Annotated in this window: 12 protein-coding genes; 9 read left to right on the forward strand and 3 right to left on the reverse strand. The window is 70.6% G+C overall.

All coding sequences use genetic code 11. The annotated features are described in order from the left end of the window. Positions 1-27: 27 nt before the first annotated feature. Positions 28-4,014 carry a type VII secretion protein EccCa gene (eccCa, locus tag ACZ516_RS30725; RefSeq protein WP_469012818.1) on the reverse strand — a complete coding sequence of 1,329 codons (3,987 nt, stop codon included), beginning with the start codon at positions 4,012-4,014 and terminating at the stop codon, positions 28-30. 224 nt (positions 4,015-4,238) lie between these two features. Between eccCa and eccD the strand changes: the two genes are divergently transcribed. The 6 genes from eccD (at position 4,239) to ACZ516_RS30755 (ending at position 11,509) form a co-directional block, all read left to right on the forward strand. Further along, positions 4,239-5,768 (forward strand): type VII secretion integral membrane protein EccD, encoded by a 1,530-nt coding sequence (eccD, locus tag ACZ516_RS30730; RefSeq protein WP_469012820.1) that lies wholly within the window; start codon positions 4,239-4,241, stop codon positions 5,766-5,768. Between the two features lie 193 nt (positions 5,769-5,961). Then, positions 5,962-6,249 (forward strand): 30S ribosomal protein S15, encoded by a 288-nt coding sequence (rpsO, locus tag ACZ516_RS30735; RefSeq protein ID WP_030784357.1) that lies wholly within the window; start codon positions 5,962-5,964, stop codon positions 6,247-6,249. 387 nt (positions 6,250-6,636) lie between these two features. Next, complete coding sequence (locus ACZ516_RS30740; protein WP_358583199.1) at positions 6,637-8,865, forward strand: polyribonucleotide nucleotidyltransferase; 2,229 nt, start codon at positions 6,637-6,639, stop codon at positions 8,863-8,865. Next, positions 8,862-10,241: a M16 family metallopeptidase gene (locus tag ACZ516_RS30745; RefSeq protein ID WP_361083416.1), complete on the forward strand. Its 1,380-nt coding sequence runs from the start codon at positions 8,862-8,864 to the stop codon at positions 10,239-10,241. Before ACZ516_RS30740 ends, ACZ516_RS30745 begins: the two co-directional genes overlap by 4 nt. A gap of 46 nt (positions 10,242-10,287) precedes the next feature. Further along, entirely contained in the window at positions 10,288-11,040 is a 753-nt protein-coding gene (dapB, locus tag ACZ516_RS30750; protein ID WP_361083418.1) for a 4-hydroxy-tetrahydrodipicolinate reductase, read from the forward strand. A gap of 16 nt (positions 11,041-11,056) precedes the next feature. After that, complete coding sequence (locus tag ACZ516_RS30755) at positions 11,057-11,509, forward strand: tetratricopeptide repeat protein (RefSeq protein ID WP_358583193.1); 453 nt, start codon at positions 11,057-11,059, stop codon at positions 11,507-11,509. On the opposite strand, the gene ACZ516_RS30760 is transcribed toward ACZ516_RS30755, so the two are convergent. Both ACZ516_RS30760 and ACZ516_RS30765 read right to left on the reverse strand, forming a co-directional pair. Then, complete coding sequence (locus ACZ516_RS30760; protein WP_469012825.1) at positions 11,510-12,067, reverse strand: PH domain-containing protein; 558 nt, start codon at positions 12,065-12,067, stop codon at positions 11,510-11,512. Between the two features lie 156 nt (positions 12,068-12,223). Beyond that, positions 12,224-12,463, reverse strand: coding sequence for a hypothetical protein (locus ACZ516_RS30765; protein ID WP_358583189.1), 240 nt, complete (start codon positions 12,461-12,463; stop codon positions 12,224-12,226). Positions 12,464-12,653: 190 nt separating this feature from the next. Here ACZ516_RS30765 and thyX point away from each other — a divergent pair, with 190 nt between their 5' ends. The 3 genes from thyX (at position 12,654) to ACZ516_RS30780 (ending at position 16,281) form a co-directional block, all read left to right on the forward strand. Further along, positions 12,654-13,394 carry an FAD-dependent thymidylate synthase gene (gene thyX / locus ACZ516_RS30770; protein ID WP_358583188.1) on the forward strand — a complete coding sequence of 247 codons (741 nt, stop codon included), beginning with the start codon at positions 12,654-12,656 and terminating at the stop codon, positions 13,392-13,394. Between the two features lie 190 nt (positions 13,395-13,584). Then, entirely contained in the window at positions 13,585-14,484 is a 900-nt protein-coding gene (dapA, locus tag ACZ516_RS30775) for a 4-hydroxy-tetrahydrodipicolinate synthase (RefSeq protein WP_358583186.1), read from the forward strand. Between the two features lie 111 nt (positions 14,485-14,595). Then, positions 14,596-16,281: a ribonuclease J gene (locus tag ACZ516_RS30780; protein ID WP_358583184.1), complete on the forward strand. Its 1,686-nt coding sequence runs from the start codon at positions 14,596-14,598 to the stop codon at positions 16,279-16,281. Positions 16,282-16,544 lie beyond the last annotated feature (263 nt).

Consider the following 16,544-nt stretch of genomic DNA (forward strand, 5'->3'; position numbering starts at 1 on the left):
GAACCGCCGGCGGCACCGCGACGGCCGTCAGCCGTCTCCCTCCACCAACCCCGTCTGCACCATCGGCTTCCCCCGTCTCCGGGACACGAAGATGCCCCGCCCGGCCGGCATCGGACGCGGTCGTACGCCGCCCAGAAGGTCACCCTCGTCGGGGTCACCGGCCAGGATCACCCCCTGCGCGCCGAGTTCCTTCATCCGCTGCATGAACGGCTCGTACGCGGCCCGCCCCGCGCCTGCCGTCGAGCGGGCGATGATGAAGCGGACGCCCACGTCACGCGCGAAGGGGAGCAGCTCCGTGAGGACGCCCAGCGGGTTGCCGCTGGAGGTGGACACCAGGTCGTAGTCGTCGACGACCACGTACACCGTCGGGCCCCGCCACCAGCTGCGCTCGCGGAGCTGGCGCGCGGTCACGTCGGCGGGCGGGGTGCGCCGCTGGATCAGGTCGGCCAGCGCCGCCATGTGGTGGTCCATGGCGTTCGACATCGGGATGTACTCGGCCAGGTGCGAGGCCGGGGTGGCGTCGAGGAGCGAGCGGCGGTTGTCGACCACGAAGAGCTTGCAGACGTCACCGCTGTAGCGCTCCGTCAGCCGCTGGACGAGCAGCCTGAGCAGGTTGGACTTGCCCGACTCGCTCTCCCCGAGCACGAGGAAGAACGGGTCCTGCTCGAAGTCGACGAAGACCGGTTCGAGGTTGTTCTCGTCCAGAGCGAAGGAGACGCCCCGGTCGGGGAACAGGTGGCCCGGTGGCAGCTCGTCGGCCGGGAGTTCGCGCGGCAGCAGGCGGACCGCCGGTGCGCCCGGGGCCGTCCAGTGCCGGGACACCTCGGCGGCCAGCGCGGCCGTCGCGTCGGCGAGGTCGGTGTCGCGGGAGACCCCGTCGATACGGGGCACGGCCGCCATGAAGTGCTGCCTCTGCGGCGTCTGGCCCCGGCCGGGAACCCCGGCGGGGACGTTGGCCGCGACCTTGCGGTCGAACTCGGAGTCCAAGGTGTCGCCGAGCCGCAGTTCGAGCCGGTTCATCAGGTGGTCCTTGAGGTTCGCGCGCACCTCCATGGACCGGGACGCGGTGAGGACCAGGTGGACGCCGTAGCCAAGTCCGCGTGCCGCGATGTCCAGGACGGCGGGTTCCAGGCCCTCGTACTCGGACCGGAACGTGCCCCACCCGTCGATGACCAGGAAGACGTCACCCCACGGCTGGTCCGTCACCGGGATGTCCCCGCGGGCCCGGCGCGCCCGGAAGTCGGCGATCGACGCGATGCCCGCCGTACGGAAGTACTCCTCGCGCCGGGTGAGCACGCCGTACACCTCGGCGAGGGTGCGCCGCACCCGCTCGGGGTCCAGGCGCGAGGCGACCCCGCCGACGTGGGGGAGCGCGGCGACGGCCGCCATGCCGCCCCCGCCGAAGTCGAGGCCGTAGAGCTGCACCTCGTGCGGTGTGTGGGTGAGGGAGAAGGCCGCCATCAACGAGCGCACCAGGGTCGACTTGCCGGACTGCGGGCCGCCCACGACCTGCATGTGGCCCGCCGCGCCGGAGAAGTCGCACCACAGGGGCTCGCGGCGCTGCTCGAACGGCTTGTCGACCAGTCCCAGCGGTACGACGAGACGGCCCGCGCCCGCGTAACCGGCCGGGGTGAGCCCGCGGCCCTCGACGGCCGTCAGTCCGGGAAGGAGCGTGTCCAAGGAGGGCGGGCTCTCCAGCGGCGGCAGCCACACCTGGTGGGCGGCCGGGCCCTGTGCCTCCAGGCGGCGCACGATGACGTCGAGAACGGTGTCGGCGAGCGCGTCGTCCGCCTCGGGCCCCGGGCCGGAACCCGCCGCCGGGCGCGGACGCGGAACCGGCGCCGGCGCATACCGCACCGGCACCTCGGCCGCCGTGAAGAGCACGGGACGGCGGTCGACGGGGCGCGGCCCACTGACCGCGGCGGCCCGCGCGGTGCCCGAGCGGTACACCCCGGAGACGTAGGCCGCCTTGAACCGCACCATCTCGTCCGTGCCGAACTTCAGATAACCGGAGCCGGGGACGTTCGGCAGGTGGTAGGCGTCCGGCACCCCGAGTGCCGCCCGCGACTCGGCGGCGGAGAACGTGCGCAGCCCGACGCGGTACGAGAGATAGGTCTCCAGACCGCGGAGCCGCCCCTCCTCCAAGCGCTGCGAGGCGAGCAGCAGATGCACGCCGAGCGACCGACCGATGCGGCCGATCTGCACGAACATGTCGATGAAGTCCGGCTTGGCGGTGAGCAGCTCGCTGAACTCGTCGATCACCAGGACGAGCGAGGGGATCGACTGGAGCGGGGCCCCCGCCACCCGCGCCTTCTCGTAGTCGTGGATGTTCGCGTAGTTGCCCGCGTCGCGCAGCAGTTCCTGGCGGCGGTTGAGTTCGCCCCGGATCGAGTCGCCCATCCGGTCGACCAGCGTCAGGTCGTCGGCGAGGTTGGTGATGACCGCCGCGACGTGCGGCAGCTGGGCCATGCCCGCGAAGGTGGCGCCGCCCTTGAAGTCGGCGAGGACGAAGTTGAGGGTCTCCGACGAGTGCGTCACGGCGAGACCGAGCACCAGCGTCCGCAGCAGCTCCGACTTGCCGGAACCGGTGGCGCCGACACACAGCCCGTGCGGACCCATGCCCTCCTGCGCGGCCTCCTTGAGGTCGAGCATCACGGGGCGGCCGTCCTCACCGACCCCGATCGGGACGCGCAGCCGTTCCGCCTGGGTGCGCGGGCGCCACGTCCTGCCGGTGTCCACCGACTCCGCGTCGCCCAGGTTCAGCAGGTCGGTGAACTCCAGGTTGGCCAGCAGGGGTTCGGCCTCGTCACCGCCGGACGGTACGCGCAGCGGCGCCAGTTGGCGGGCCAGCGCCTCGGCCCCCTCGTAGGACAGGACGTCGGGCGTGCCCTCGTACACCAGGCCATGGCCCGACTCGATCCGCAACATCCCCGGGCGGACCGCGAGCGACAGGCCGCCACGCCCGTCGGCCGGCTCTCCCGGCACCAACTCCACGACCGTCACGCCCTGGAGCCCCTCGGGCGAGGCGAGCGCCGACAGCGCGGGCGGCGACAGGCCGTCGAGAAGGACGACGATGTGCGGCTCTTCGGGCAGCGGCGCGCCCTCGGGGTGGAAGCGCGGCCGCCCCTGGAAGTGGGCGGCGAGCATGGCTTCCAGTTCCGTCGGGTCACCGGTGACGAGGCGGCGGCTGCCGGCCCCGTCCGCGGCCCCCGGCGACTGGCTGTGCGGCAGCCACTTGGTCCACTCCCAGGCGGGCGCGGCGGACCGGCCCGCTCCGACGGCGATCACCAGCTCCTGGGGGGAGTGGAGCGAGGCGAGGGACGCGACGAGAGCGCGGGCCGTGCCGCGGGCCGTCTCGGGGTCTCCGCCGATCGTCACGTGGTAGAAGGCGCGCAGAGAGACGGCCATCGGCAGGTCTTCGAGGGTGCTGTGCGCGGCGAGGAAACGCCGCATCGCGTCTGCCGTGAGTGGCTCCAGCTCGTCCACCGGCGCGGTCTGCGGCGGCACGAGGGGCGTGGCGAGTTCCTGCGGGCCGAGACCGACGCGCACCTGCCCGAAGTCCTCGTCCCCGGCGCGGCGCTCCCACACCCGGCTGCCCTCGGCGACCAGCGCCCACAGCTGCTCGGGGGAGGGGTGGAGGTAGTACTGCGCGTCGCGTTGGGCCTTCGCGGTGTCCCGTGCCGCACGCCGGGTGTGCTGCAGGTACCGCAAGTAGTCGCGCCGCAGATCCGCCAACTGCCCCTGCGCCCCGCGCCGGTAGCGGATGAGCATCGCCACCGACATGGCCACCGTCGACGCGACCATGACCATGCCCATGACCTTCATGAACGGATGCGAGTTCGGCATGAAGAAGAAGACGACGGAACCGCCCATGCCGAGCATGGGGAGCAGCTGCATCAGTGCGCCCTCCTGCTGGTCCCGAGGCAGCTCGGGCGGAGGCCGCAACACCACTTCCTCACCGGACACTGCCGAGGGCAGGGCCCGAGGCGGGCGCTTGACGACGATGTGGCTCACTGGGCACCAAATCCCTTGCCGGGCCGGGGCGTTCCGTCCGCCACCCCGTGTCGGGCGAACGGCGACCGACGGGTGATCCTACTGACATCCTTGAGGACGTCCGGGCGATAGGGTGCCGATGCGCGCGTCGCACGGCACCGTGCGGACCGGCGCCCGCGCGGCTCACACACGTACGGGGCGCCGCGGGCGCGGTGCCGGCGACCGAGGGGGAACACCAGGTGGGCATGACGGCCTCCGCGACGACCGGCGGAGCAGGACGGACCGGTCACGCGACGGCTTCGGGGACCAGCGCGGGATTCGGCTTCTGCCGCGTCACGATCGTCGCCCCCGACAGCCGGATCGACGTGGCACTGCCCGACGACGTCCCGGTCGCGGACCTGTACCCCGAGATCCTGCGACTGTCCCGGCAGGGCCCGGCCGCGGGCGCGCCGGTCGGTTACCACCTCGTACGCCGTGACGGGGCCGTCCTGGACAGCGCCCGTTCCTTCGCCGCCCAGCGCATCCTCGAAGGGGAGCTGCTGACGCTGCGCCCCTTCTCGGAGTCGTTGCCCCCGGCCGTCTTCGACGACGTGTCCGAAGCGGTCGCGGCCGCCGTGACCCGGGACCGCATGCTGTGGAGCGCCGACCTGACGCGGGCCGCCGGGCTCACCGGCGCCGCGGCGTTCTCGGTGCTCCTGGCCTTCGTCGCCTGGACCGCCGCCCCGCGCCACGACATGAACGGCCTGCCCGGGATCCTCGCCGCCGTCGCAGGGCTCCTGCTGCTGACGCTCTCCGGGGTGCGGGCGCGCGTCTACGACGACCGTGCCGCCGCACTCGCGCTCGGTCTCGGCGCCCTGCCGAACCTCGCCGTGGCGGGCTCCGGGCTGCTCCCGCCTGCCGACGGCGAAGGCATCGGCCGCCTTCAGTTCCTGCTCGCCTGCACGGCCGTACTCGTCGCCTCCACGATCCTCACCCTGATCTCCCCGCGCGGCGACGGCCCCTTCGTCGCCTGCCTCTTCGCCTCGGCGGTAGGCCTCCTCGCCACCTTCCTCGCCACCCTCCGCCACCTCACACCGGCCGAGACGGCCGCACTGTGCGCCCCCTTCGCCGTGGGAGCCCTCGCCTTCCTCCCCGGGCTCGCCATGCGGTTCGCCCGCCTGCCCATCGGCTTCGAGCCCCCGGCCGGCGGCCACGGCCCCCACGAACCGGAGCACACCCCACAGGAACCCATCGACGTCGAGCGCGTCGCCGCCCGGGCCCGCCGCGGTCACGAGCTGCTGATCGGCCTGGTGGGCGGCTGCGCCCTGGTCGTCGTGGGCTCCGCGGCCGTCCTCGGCTTCTCCGACGACGCATGGGCGCAGCTCCTCGCCCTCGCCTCCGGCATCGCGATGCTCACCCGCGCCCAGCTCTTCCGCTACACCGCGCAGGTCGCGGCGGCCCTCGCCGCCGGCCTCACGGCGCTCGTCCTGCTCGGCGCGGGGCTGTGCCTCGACCCGCCGCGGGGCCTCCTGCGCGCCGCCCGGGCCGGTGACCCGGCCGCGCTCGACCTGCGTACCGTCTGGCTCGCCGCCGCGATCGCCACGGCCACGGCGCTGGCCACCGGCATCGCCCTGATCGTCACGCGCGCGGGCACGCGCACGGGCCCGCGCGCGGGTGTGACACCCTTCTGGGGCCGCTTCCTGGAGATCGCCGAGGGCTTCGTCCTCCTGACCCTGGTGCCGCTGACCCTCGCGGTCTTCGACGTCTACGCCAAGGCCAGAGCCATGACGAGCTGACGGCCCCGCCGCCGGAGGCGAAGCGCGCTCAAGCCGACTGGTACCCTGTTTGACGACCGTCTGTCTGCGCCCTGGTCCCCGGGACCGGAATCCGCGCCCGACGGCTCATCCCCGCCTCCCGAGTCACGGAAGCTCCCCTGAGATGTAGACCAGGGGCACTCGGAGGCACTCGAAGACATCACGAGGAGTACGCGTGTCGCTCGACACTGCTACGAAGAAGCAGATCATCACCGAGTTCGGCCAGAAGGAGGGCGACACCGGCTCCCCCGAGGTCCAGGTCGCCATGCTCTCGCGCCGCATCTCGGACCTGACCGAGCACCTCAAGACGCACAAGCACGACCACCACTCCCGTCGTGGTCTGCTGATCCTGGTCGGCCAGCGTCGCCGCCTGCTGCAGTACCTGGCCAAGAAGGACATCCAGCGCTTCCGCGCCCTGGTCGAGCGCCTCGGCATCCGCCGCGGTGCGGCGGGCGCCAAGTAAGACGCCGTGGAGGGAGCGGTTCCCACTCGAAGCACTCGAAGGGGGCCGCTCCCTTTGCCGTACGTGCGCTGCCGTACGTGCGCGCTGCCACCGACGCTTTTGTAGTGTGGGTGATGAAAGCACGTCCCCGCGGGTAGGGATCACGGAAGATCCACCGGCCCCCGGGACATGGAGCACGACCCCATGAGGGAGAGGCGCACCTCGCCGCCGCCGGTCCTCGGTAGTGGCCCCCGGGAGACATCCCCGGGTGCTTCGATCGAAGACCGGCCCGCACCCACGGCGCGCTTCTCCACCCAGTCCCGGTCCACGAAGGACCCACGGGGCGCCGCCTCCGGACCACACGGGCCCGGACGGCGAGAAGACGAAACGTAGACACGTAGGAGAACAGTGGAGAACGAGACCCACTACGCCGAGGCCGTCATCGACAATGGCACCTTCGGCACCCGCACCATCCGCTTCGAGACGGGCCGTCTGGCCCGTCAGGCCGCCGGCTCCGCCGTGGCCTACCTGGACGACGACACGATGGTCCTCTCGGCCACCACCGCGTCCAAGAAGCCCAAGGACCAGCTCGACTTCTTCCCCCTCACGGTGGACGTCGAGGAGCGCATGTACTCGGCCGGAAAGATCCCCGGCTCCTTCTTCCGCCGCGAGGGCCGCCCCTCCGAGGACGCGATCCTCACCTGCCGCCTGATCGACCGCCCGCTGCGCCCTTCCTTCAAGAAGGGCCTGCGCAACGAGATCCAGGTCGTCGAGACGATCATGGCTCTCAACCCCGACCACCTGTACGACGTGGTCGCGATCAACGCCGCCTCCTGCTCCACGCAGCTGGCCGGCCTGCCCTTCTCGGGCCCGATCGGCGCCACGCGCGTGGCCCTCATCAAGGGCCAGTGGGTCGCCTTCCCGACGCACACCGAGCTTGAGGACGCCGTCTTCGACATGGTCGTCGCCGGTCGCGTCCTGGAGGACGGCGACGTCGCGATCATGATGGTCGAGGCCGAGGCCACCGAGAAGACCATCGAGCTCGTCAAGGGCGGCGCCGAGGCGCCCACCGAGGAGGTCGTGGCCGCCGGCCTCGAGGCCTCCAAGCCCTTCATCAAGCTCCTGTGCAAGGCCCAGTCGGACATCGCCGCCAAGGCCGCCAAGCCCGTCGGTGAGTTCCCGATCTTCCTCGACTACGAGGACGACGTCCTGGAGGCCCTGACCGCCGCGGTCAAGACCGAGCTGGCCCAGGCGCTCACCATCGCCGGCAAGCAGGAGCGCGAGGCCGAGCTGGACCGCGTCAAGGCGCTGGCCGGCGAGAAGCTGCTCCCGAAGTTCGAGGGCCGCGAGAAGGAGATCTCCGCCGCGTACCGCTCGCTGACCAAGTCCCTGGTCCGTGAGCGCGTCATCAAGGAGAAGAAGCGGATCGACGGTCGCGGTGTCACCGACATCCGCACCCTCGCCGCCGAGGTCGAGGCCATCCCGCGCGTGCACGGCTCGGCGCTCTTCGAGCGCGGCGAGACCCAGATCCTGGGTGTCACCACGCTGAACATGCTCCGTATGGAGCAGCAGCTCGACACGCTGTCCCCGGTGACGCGCAAGCGCTACATGCACAACTACAACTTCCCGCCGTACTCCACCGGCGAGACCGGCCGCGTCGGCTCCCCCAAGCGCCGCGAGATCGGCCACGGCGCGCTCGCCGAGCGCGCGATCGTGCCGGTGCTGCCGACGCGCGAGGAGTTCCCCTACGCGATCCGTCAGGTCTCCGAGGCCCTCGGCTCCAACGGCTCGACGTCCATGGGCTCCGTCTGCGCCTCCACCATGTCGCTGCTGAACGCCGGTGTGCCGCTGAAGGCCGCCGTCGCCGGTATCGCCATGGGCCTGATCTCCCAGGAGATCGACGGCGAGACGCACTACGTCACCCTCACCGACATCCTCGGTGCGGAGGACGCCTTCGGCGACATGGACTTCAAGGTCGCCGGCACCAAGCAGTTCGTGACCGCGCTCCAGCTCGACACCAAGCTCGACGGCATCCCCGCCTCGGTCCTGGCCGCCGCGCTGAAGCAGGCCCGTGACGCGCGTCTGCACATCCTGGACGTCATGAACGAGGCCATCGACGTCCCGGACGAGATGTCCCCGAACGCCCCGCGGATCATCACCGTCAAGATCCCCGTGGACAAGATCGGTGAGGTCATCGGCCCCAAGGGCAAGATGATCAACCAGATCCAGGAGGACACCGGCGCCGACATCACGATCGAGGACGACGGCACCATCTACATCGGTGCCGCCCAGGGCTCGCAGGCCGAGGCCGCCCGCGCCACGATCAACGGCATCGCCAACCCGACCATGCCGGAGGTCGGCGAGCGCTACCTGGGCACCGTCGTGAAGACGACGACCTTCGGCGCGTTCGTCTCGCTCATGCCGGGCAAGGACGGTCTGCTGCACATCTCGCAGATCCGCAAGCTCGCCGGCGGCAAGCGCGTGGAGAACGTCGAGGACGTCGTCGGCGTGGGCCAGAAGGTCCAGGTCGAGATCGCCGAGATCGACTCCCGCGGCAAGCTCTCCCTCATCCCCGTCATCGACGGCGAAGAGGGCGACGAGCAGGCCGCCGACCAGAAGGACGACACCGACAAGTGACGTCGCGTAGCACCACGACGACGGCCCGCACCTCCTCGGAGGCGCGGGCCGTCGCCCGTACCCAAACCCTCATCAAGGGCGAGCACGGCATCGGCACCGTCCGCAGGACGACCCTCCCCGGAGGCCTGCGCGTCGTCACCGAGACCCTGCCCTCCGTCCGCTCCGCCACCTTCGGCATCTGGGCGAACGTCGGCTCACGCGACGAGACCCCGTCACTGAACGGCGCCACGCACTACCTGGAGCACCTCCTCTTCAAGGGCACCAAGAAGCGCAGCGCCCTGGACATCTCCTCCGCGCTCGACGCGGTCGGCGGCGAGATGAACGCCTTCACGGCGAAGGAGTACACGTGCTACTACGCGCGCGTGCTCGACACGGACCTGCCGCTGGCCATCGACGTCGTCTGCGACATGCTGACGGGCTCCCTGATCCGCCAGGAGGACGTGGACGCCGAGCGCGGCGTCATCCTCGAAGAGATCGCGATGACCGAGGACGACCCGGGCGACTGCGTGCACGACCTGTTCGCGCACACGATGCTCGGCGACACCCCCCTCGGCCGCCCGGTCCTCGGCACCGAGGAGACCATCAACGCCCTCGACGCCGACCGCATCCGCCGCTTCTACAAGAAGCACTACGACCCCACGCACCTGGTGGTCGCCGCCGCGGGCAACATCGACCACACCAAGGTCGTACGTCAGGTCCGCGCCGCCTTCGAGAAGGCCGGCGCCCTCGGGCGCACCGACGCCACCCCCCTGCCCCCGCGCCAGGGCTCCCGCGCCCTGCGCACCTCGGGCCGCGTCGAGCTCATCAACCGCAAGACCGAGCAGGCCCACGTCATCCTCGGCATGCCGGGCCTGGCCCGCACCGACGAGCGCCGCTGGGCCCTCGGCGTCCTGAACACCGCGCTCGGCGGCGGCATGTCCTCCCGCCTCTTCCAGGAGGTGCGGGAGAAGCGGGGCCTGGCCTACAGCGTGTACTCGTACACCTCGGGCTTCGCGGACACCGGCCTCTTCGGCGTGTACGCGGGCTGCCGCCCGAGCCAGGTGCACGACGTGCTGAAGATCTGCCGCGACGAGCTGGACCAGGTCGCGCAGCACGGCCTGTCGGACGACGAGATCGGCCGCGCCATCGGCCAGCTCGCGGGCTCCACCGTCCTCGGCCTGGAGGACACCGGCGCCCTGATGAACCGCATCGGCAAGAGCGAGCTGTGCTGGGGCGAGCACATGTCGGTCGACGAGATGCTGGCCAAGATCTCCGCGGTCACCCCCGACGAGGTGCGCGAAGTGGCCCGTGACGTCCTCGGCCGCCGCCCGTCCCTCGCGGCCATCGGCCCGCTCAAGGACAAGCAGGCGGCCCGCCTCCACGACGTGGTCGCCTGACACGCAAGGCTCAACGCCTCAGGGCTCGACGTAAGGAATGAAGGACATGAGCAAGCTGCGCGTGGCGGTCATCGGCGCCAGGGGCCGCATCGGCTCCGAGGCCGTCAAGGCCGTCGAGGCCGCCGACGACATGGAACTGGTCGCGGCGCTCGGCCGGGGGGACCAGTTGGAGACCCTCACCGAGTCCGGCGCCCAGGTCGCGGTCGAACTGACCCACCCCGACGCGGTGATGGGCAACCTCGACTTCTGCGTGCGCCACGGCATCCACGCCGTGGTCGGCACGACGGGCTGGACCGACGAGCGCCTCGCGCACCTGCGTACGTCGCTGGCGGCGTCCCCGGAGACGGGCGTGCTGATCGCCCCGAACTTCTCCATCGGCGCCGTCCTGACGATGAGGTTCGCACAGCTCGCGGCGCCCTACTTCGAGTCCGTCGAGGTCGTCGAGCTGCACCACCCGAACAAGGCGGACGCCCCCAGCGGCACCGCTACCCGCACCGCCCAGCTCATCGCCGAGGCCCGCCGCCGCGCGGGCAGCCCGGCCCAGCCCGACGCCACGTCGACGGCGCTGGACGGCGCCCGCGGCGCGGACGTCGACGGGGTACCGGTGCACTCCGTGCGCCTGCGGGGGCTCCTCGCGCACCAGGAGGTCCTGCTGGGCGGCGAGGGGGAGACCCTGACCGTCCGCCACGACTCGCTGCACCACAGCAGCTTCATGCCGGGCATCCTGCTCGGCGCGCGCCGGGTGGTGAGCACTCCTGGCCTGACCTTCGGCCTGGAACACTTCCTGGACCTCGGCTGACCCGGAAGCGGACCCCATGCGAGCGAAGATCACCTACGCCGTCACGGCGGCCGTCCTCGTCGTCTACTTCGTCCTGGTCGGCAGCCGTGGCGTGCTCCTGATCCAGCACGGCACCGTGCTCACCGTCACCTTCGGTGTCGCGGTGCTGATCCTGCCGTTCATCGGCATCTGGTTCCTCTGGAAGAACACCCAGTTCGTCCAGCGCGCCAACCGTCTCGCCGCCGAGCTGGAGGCCGAGGGCGGACTGCCCGTCGACGAGCTGAGGCGCACCCCGGGCGGCCGCATCGACCGCGACTCGGCCGACGAGGTCTTCGCCCGCCGCAAGGCGGAGACGGAGGACGCGCCGGACGACTGGCGCTGCTGGTTCCGTCTCGCCGTCGCCTACCACGACGCGCGGGACACCCCCCGCGCGCGCAAGGCCATGCAGCGGGCGATCGCCCTGCACGCGGGCAAGCCGGTCAACGTCTGATCAGGCCGTGGGCCGGTACTCCTCGGCCCACCCCTCGATGGAGTCGGCGGCCTGGTTGAAGGCCTCGTGCCGGGCCAGGAAGTCGGCGTTGCGGTCGGTCATCAGCAGCTGCCCGTCGGCCGCCTCACCACGGCGTACGAGGATGAGGGCCTGCCCCTGCACCGTGCGGGGCAGCCCCATCCACCGCACGGGCTGCTGCGCGGTCCGCACGGCGGAGATCTGCTCCCACGGCACGGTCCGCGTACGCAGGAAGCCGACCCGGCGCACCCCGCGCGCGCTCACCCAGGTGCCCACGCGCAGCAGGCGCAGGGAGCCGACGATGACGCCCACGGCCAGAGCGGCGCAGATCGCGCCACCCGTGAGCGAGTCCGCGAACGCGACGATCACGGCGGCGAAGAGCAGATACGAGGCGAGCAGCAGCGAGAGCGCGGCGGCGCCGACCCGCCAGGGGCCGGGGCGGTAGGGGCGGCGCCACTGATCACGGTCGTCGAAGGGCAGCGGTACATCGTCCGCCACGTCGTCGACAGTGCGGTCCGCGGTCAGGAAAGGCAGGGGCACGGGCTGATCCTCACTCAATCCGCACATGGGCTGTGCCCGGTGAGGCTATCGAGCCGTGCCCCCCGCTACCACCCATGGGGGGCCATGGGGGTGCCTCCCACGCCTTCAGGGCAGTGGGGGCGGGTCAGAAGCCGCCCGGCCGGCGACCCCGGCAGGTCAGCGGCCGTTCGACGCCTCGGACTGCTGCGTCTTGGCGGGCGACTGGTCCGCCGACATGGCGGGCATCCCGAAGAGCAGGGAGCCTACGAGACCGGCCACCACGGTCAGGCCTATGAGCGTGCGGCCCATGATCTGACCGGCCGACGCGCGCTCTCGGGGCGGGGGAGTGATGTTGCTGCGGAACTTGTCGGCTTCGGCGATGAAGGCGAACGGGACGGGCTCTCGCCGACGGAACATGGGGCGCGCTTCTCCTCACGGGTATCGAACTTTCTCTCTCATCTGGACAGACGCTCGTATCGCCCAAAAGGTGCCCTGTTTCGGCAAATTAGTCGAAGAATGTCGTGGCGGGTCACCGAACGGCCGATTGTCGGCGGCGGGCCATAGAGTGGGCGCCGCCCGAGTGATGCACATGGAAGGACCCCCGCCTGTGAGCGAGACCCCCACCGAAGACCTCAAGCCCAGCTTCCGCAGCGAGGTCACCGTCGAGCTGGTGAAGCACGCCGCCACCGACTCCGACGTCCTGTGGGCCGCCCGTGTCTCCACGGCGGGCGAGCAGTCGCTGGACGAGCTCCAGAAGGACCCGGAGCGCTCCAAGGGGCTGATCAACTACCTGATGCGGGACCGCCACGGCAGCCCCTTCGAGCACAACTCGATGACGTTCTTCATCAGCGCCCCCATCTTCGTCTTCCGCGAGTTCATGCGACACCGCGTCGGCTGGTCGTACAACGAGGAATCGGGGCGCTACAGGGAGCTGGAGCCCGTCTTCTACGTCCCCGACGAGTCCCGCAAGCTGGTCCAGGAGGGCCGCCCCGGGAAGTACGTCTTCGTGGAGGGCACCCCGGCCCAGCAGGAGCTGACCGGCCGCGTCATGGAGGACTCCTACCGCCAGGCCTACGAGGCGTACCAGGAGATGCTCGCCGCCGGCGTCGCCCGCGAGGTCGCCCGCGCCGTGCTCCCCGTCGGCCTCTACTCCTCGATGTACGCGACGTGCAACGCCCGTTCGCTGATGCACTTCCTCGGCCTGCGCACCCAGCACGAGCTGGCCAAGGTCCCGTCCTTCCCGCAGCGGGAGATCGAGATGGTCGGCGAGAAGATGGAAAAGTACTGGGCGGAACTGATGCCTCTCACCCATGCGGCCTTCAACAAGAACGGACGCGTGGCGCCGTAAGGCACTGATGTACGGGTACGTGGAGCGAAGTGTCCGTATTGCGGCACTTCGTGAAGTTCATCTAGCCTGATCAAACGGACCCGGCACTGCTTGAACCCCCGAGCAGGCAGTGCCGGGCTCCGCACTTGTCAGGTCCGCTCACGTCCCCCGAGGGGGGACCCCGTGCTGAGCAGCGAGTAGCGTGTTACCCATGGCTCCGACCTCCACTCCGCAGACCCCCTTCGGGAGGGTCCTCACCGCCATGGTCACGCCCTTCAAGGCGGACGGCGCACTCGACCTCGACGGCGCGCAGCAGCTCGCCGCCCACCTGGTGGACGCAGGCAATGACGGCCTGATCATCAACGGCACCACCGGCGAGTCCCCGACTGTCAGTGACGCGGAGAAAAACGAGCTCGTACGGGCCGTACTGGACGCCGTCGGAGACCGCGCCCACGTCGTCGCGGGCGTCGGTACGAACGACACCCGGCACAGCATCGAGCTCGCCCACGCCGCCGAGCAGGCCGGCGCCCACGGCCTCCTGACCGTCACGCCGTACTACAACAAGCCCCCGCAAGAGGGACTGCTGCGGCACTTCACGGCGATCGCCGACAGCACCGAGCTGCCGGTCATGCTCTACGACATCCCGGGCCGCAGCGGCGTACCGATCAACACCGAGACGATCGTCCGCCTCGCGGAGCACCCCCGGATCGTCGCCAACAAGGACGCCAAGGGCGACCTCGGCCGCGCGAGCTGGGCCATCGCCCGCTCCGGCCTGGCCTGGTACTCCGGCGACGACATGCTGAACCTCCCGCTCCTTTCGGTCGGCGCGTGCGGCTTCGTCTCCGTCGTGGGCCACGTCGTCACCCCCGAACTGCGCGCGATGCTGGAGGCGTACCTCACGGGTGACGTCCAGAAGGCCACGGAGATCCACCAGAAGCTGCTGCCGGTCTTCACGGGCATGTTCCGCACGCAGGGTGTCATCACGACCAAGGCGGCGCTCGCCCTCCAGGGCCGCCCCGCCGGCCCGCTGCGCCTGCCGATGGTGGAGCTGACGGCCGAGGAGACGGCACAGCTCAAGATCGACCTCGCCGCGGGCGGGGTACAGCTGTAACCACGGACTTCACAACTGAATACGTTCCACCCAACAACAACTGCTACTGCACGAACGTCATACGCGCCACGTGCCCCGGAGGTACGTGGCGCGCGTGGTGAGGAGAGTCTTTTGAGTCATCCGCATCCTGAACTCGGCGCCCCGCCCAAGCTCCCGAAGGGCGGCCTGCGGGTCACCCCGCTCGGCGGCCTCGGCGAGATCGGCCGCAACATGACCGTATTCGAGTACAACGGTCGCCTCTTGATCGTCGACTGCGGAGTGCTCTTCCCCGAGGAGGAGCAGCCCGGGATCGACCTGATCCTGCCGGACTTCACGTCCATCAGGGACCGTCTCGACGACATCGAGGGCATTGTCCTCACCCACGGTCACGAGGACCACATCGGTGGTGTCCCCTTCCTCCTGCGCGAGAAGCCGGACATCCCGCTGATCGGCTCCAAGCTGACCCTCGCGCTGATCGAGGCGAAGCTCCAGGAGCACCGCATCCGTCCGTACACGCTCGAGGTCGTCGAGGGCGACCGCGAGCACCTGGGCCCGTTCGACTGCGAGTTCATCGCGGTCAACCACTCCATCCCGGACGCCCTGGCCGTCGCCATCCGCACCCCCGCGGGCCTGGTCGTCGCCACCGGTGACTTCAAGATGGACCAGCTGCCGATGGACGGCCGCCTGACCGACCTGCACGCGTTCGCACGGCTGAGCGAAGAGGGCATCGACCTCCTCCTCTCCGACTCCACGAACGCCGAGGTGCCGGGCTTCGTCCCGCCGGAGCGCGACATCTCGGGCGTGATTCGCGGCGTCTTCGCCGGCGCCCAGAAGCGCATCATCGTGGCGAGCTTCGCCAGCCATGTGCACCGCATCCAGCAGATCCTGGACGCCGCGCACGAGTACGGCCGAAGAGTCGCCTTCGTCGGCCGCTCGATGGTCCGCAACATGGGCATCGCCCGCGACCTGGGCTACCTGCGCGTCCCGCCGGGCCTCGTGGTGGACGTCAAGACGCTCGACGACCTGCCCGACAGCCAGGTCGTCCTGGTCTGCACGGGTTCTCAGGGCGAGCCGATGGCCGCGCTCTCCCGCATGGCCAACCGCGACCACCAGATCCGCATCGTCCAGGGCGACACGGTGATCCTGGCGTCGTCGCTCATCCCCGGCAACGAGAACGCGGTCTACCGCGTGATCAACGGCCTGACCCGCTGGGGAGCCAACGTCGTCCACAAGGGCAACGCGAAGGTGCACGTCTCCGGCCACGCCTCGGCCGGCGAGCTGCTGTACTTCTACAACATCTGCAAGCCCAAGAACCTGATGCCGGTCCACGGCGAATGGCGCCACCTGCGCGCCAACGCCGAGCTGGGCGCCCTCACCGGCGTCCCGCACGACCGCATCGTGATCGCCGAGGACGGCGTCGTCGTGGACCTCGTCCAGGGCAAGGCGAAGATCGTCGGCAAGGTCCAGGCCGGCTACGTGTACGTCGACGGCCTCTCCGTCGGCGACGTCGGTGAGCCCGCGCTGAAGGACCGCAAGATCCTCGGCGACGAGGGCATCATCTCGGTCTTCGTCGTGGTGGACTCCAGCACCGGCAAGATCACCGGCGGTCCGCACATCCAGGCCCGCGGCTCGGGCATCGACGACGGGGTCTTCACCTCCGTCATCCCGAAGGTCCAGGAGGTCCTGGAGAAGTCGGCCCAGGACGGCGTCGTCGAGCCCCACCAGCTGCAGCAGCTCATCCGCCGCACGCTGGGCAAGTGGGTGTCGGACAACTACCGCCGACGCCCGATGATCCTGCCCGTGGTCGTCGAGGTCTGACCCTCCTGACCGCGTGATCTCCGGAGCGGGGCACCTCGATTTGCATCGGGGCGCCCCGCTCCGTTAGGTTTACGGCTCCGCCCAACCGGGAAGCACCGCGCACTGTGTGCGAGGAGCTGCTCCGACCGGGGCGGGAAATCCGACTCAGAACTTCTGATAAAGTCGGAGCCGCCGGAAAGGGAAACGCGAAAGCCGAAAGGCCGGAGCGGGAACCGGAAAGGCACCGAGGAAATCGGACACGAAAGAGTCTGATAGAGTCGGAA

Source organism: Streptomyces sp. NPDC034037, assembly GCF_055575715.1.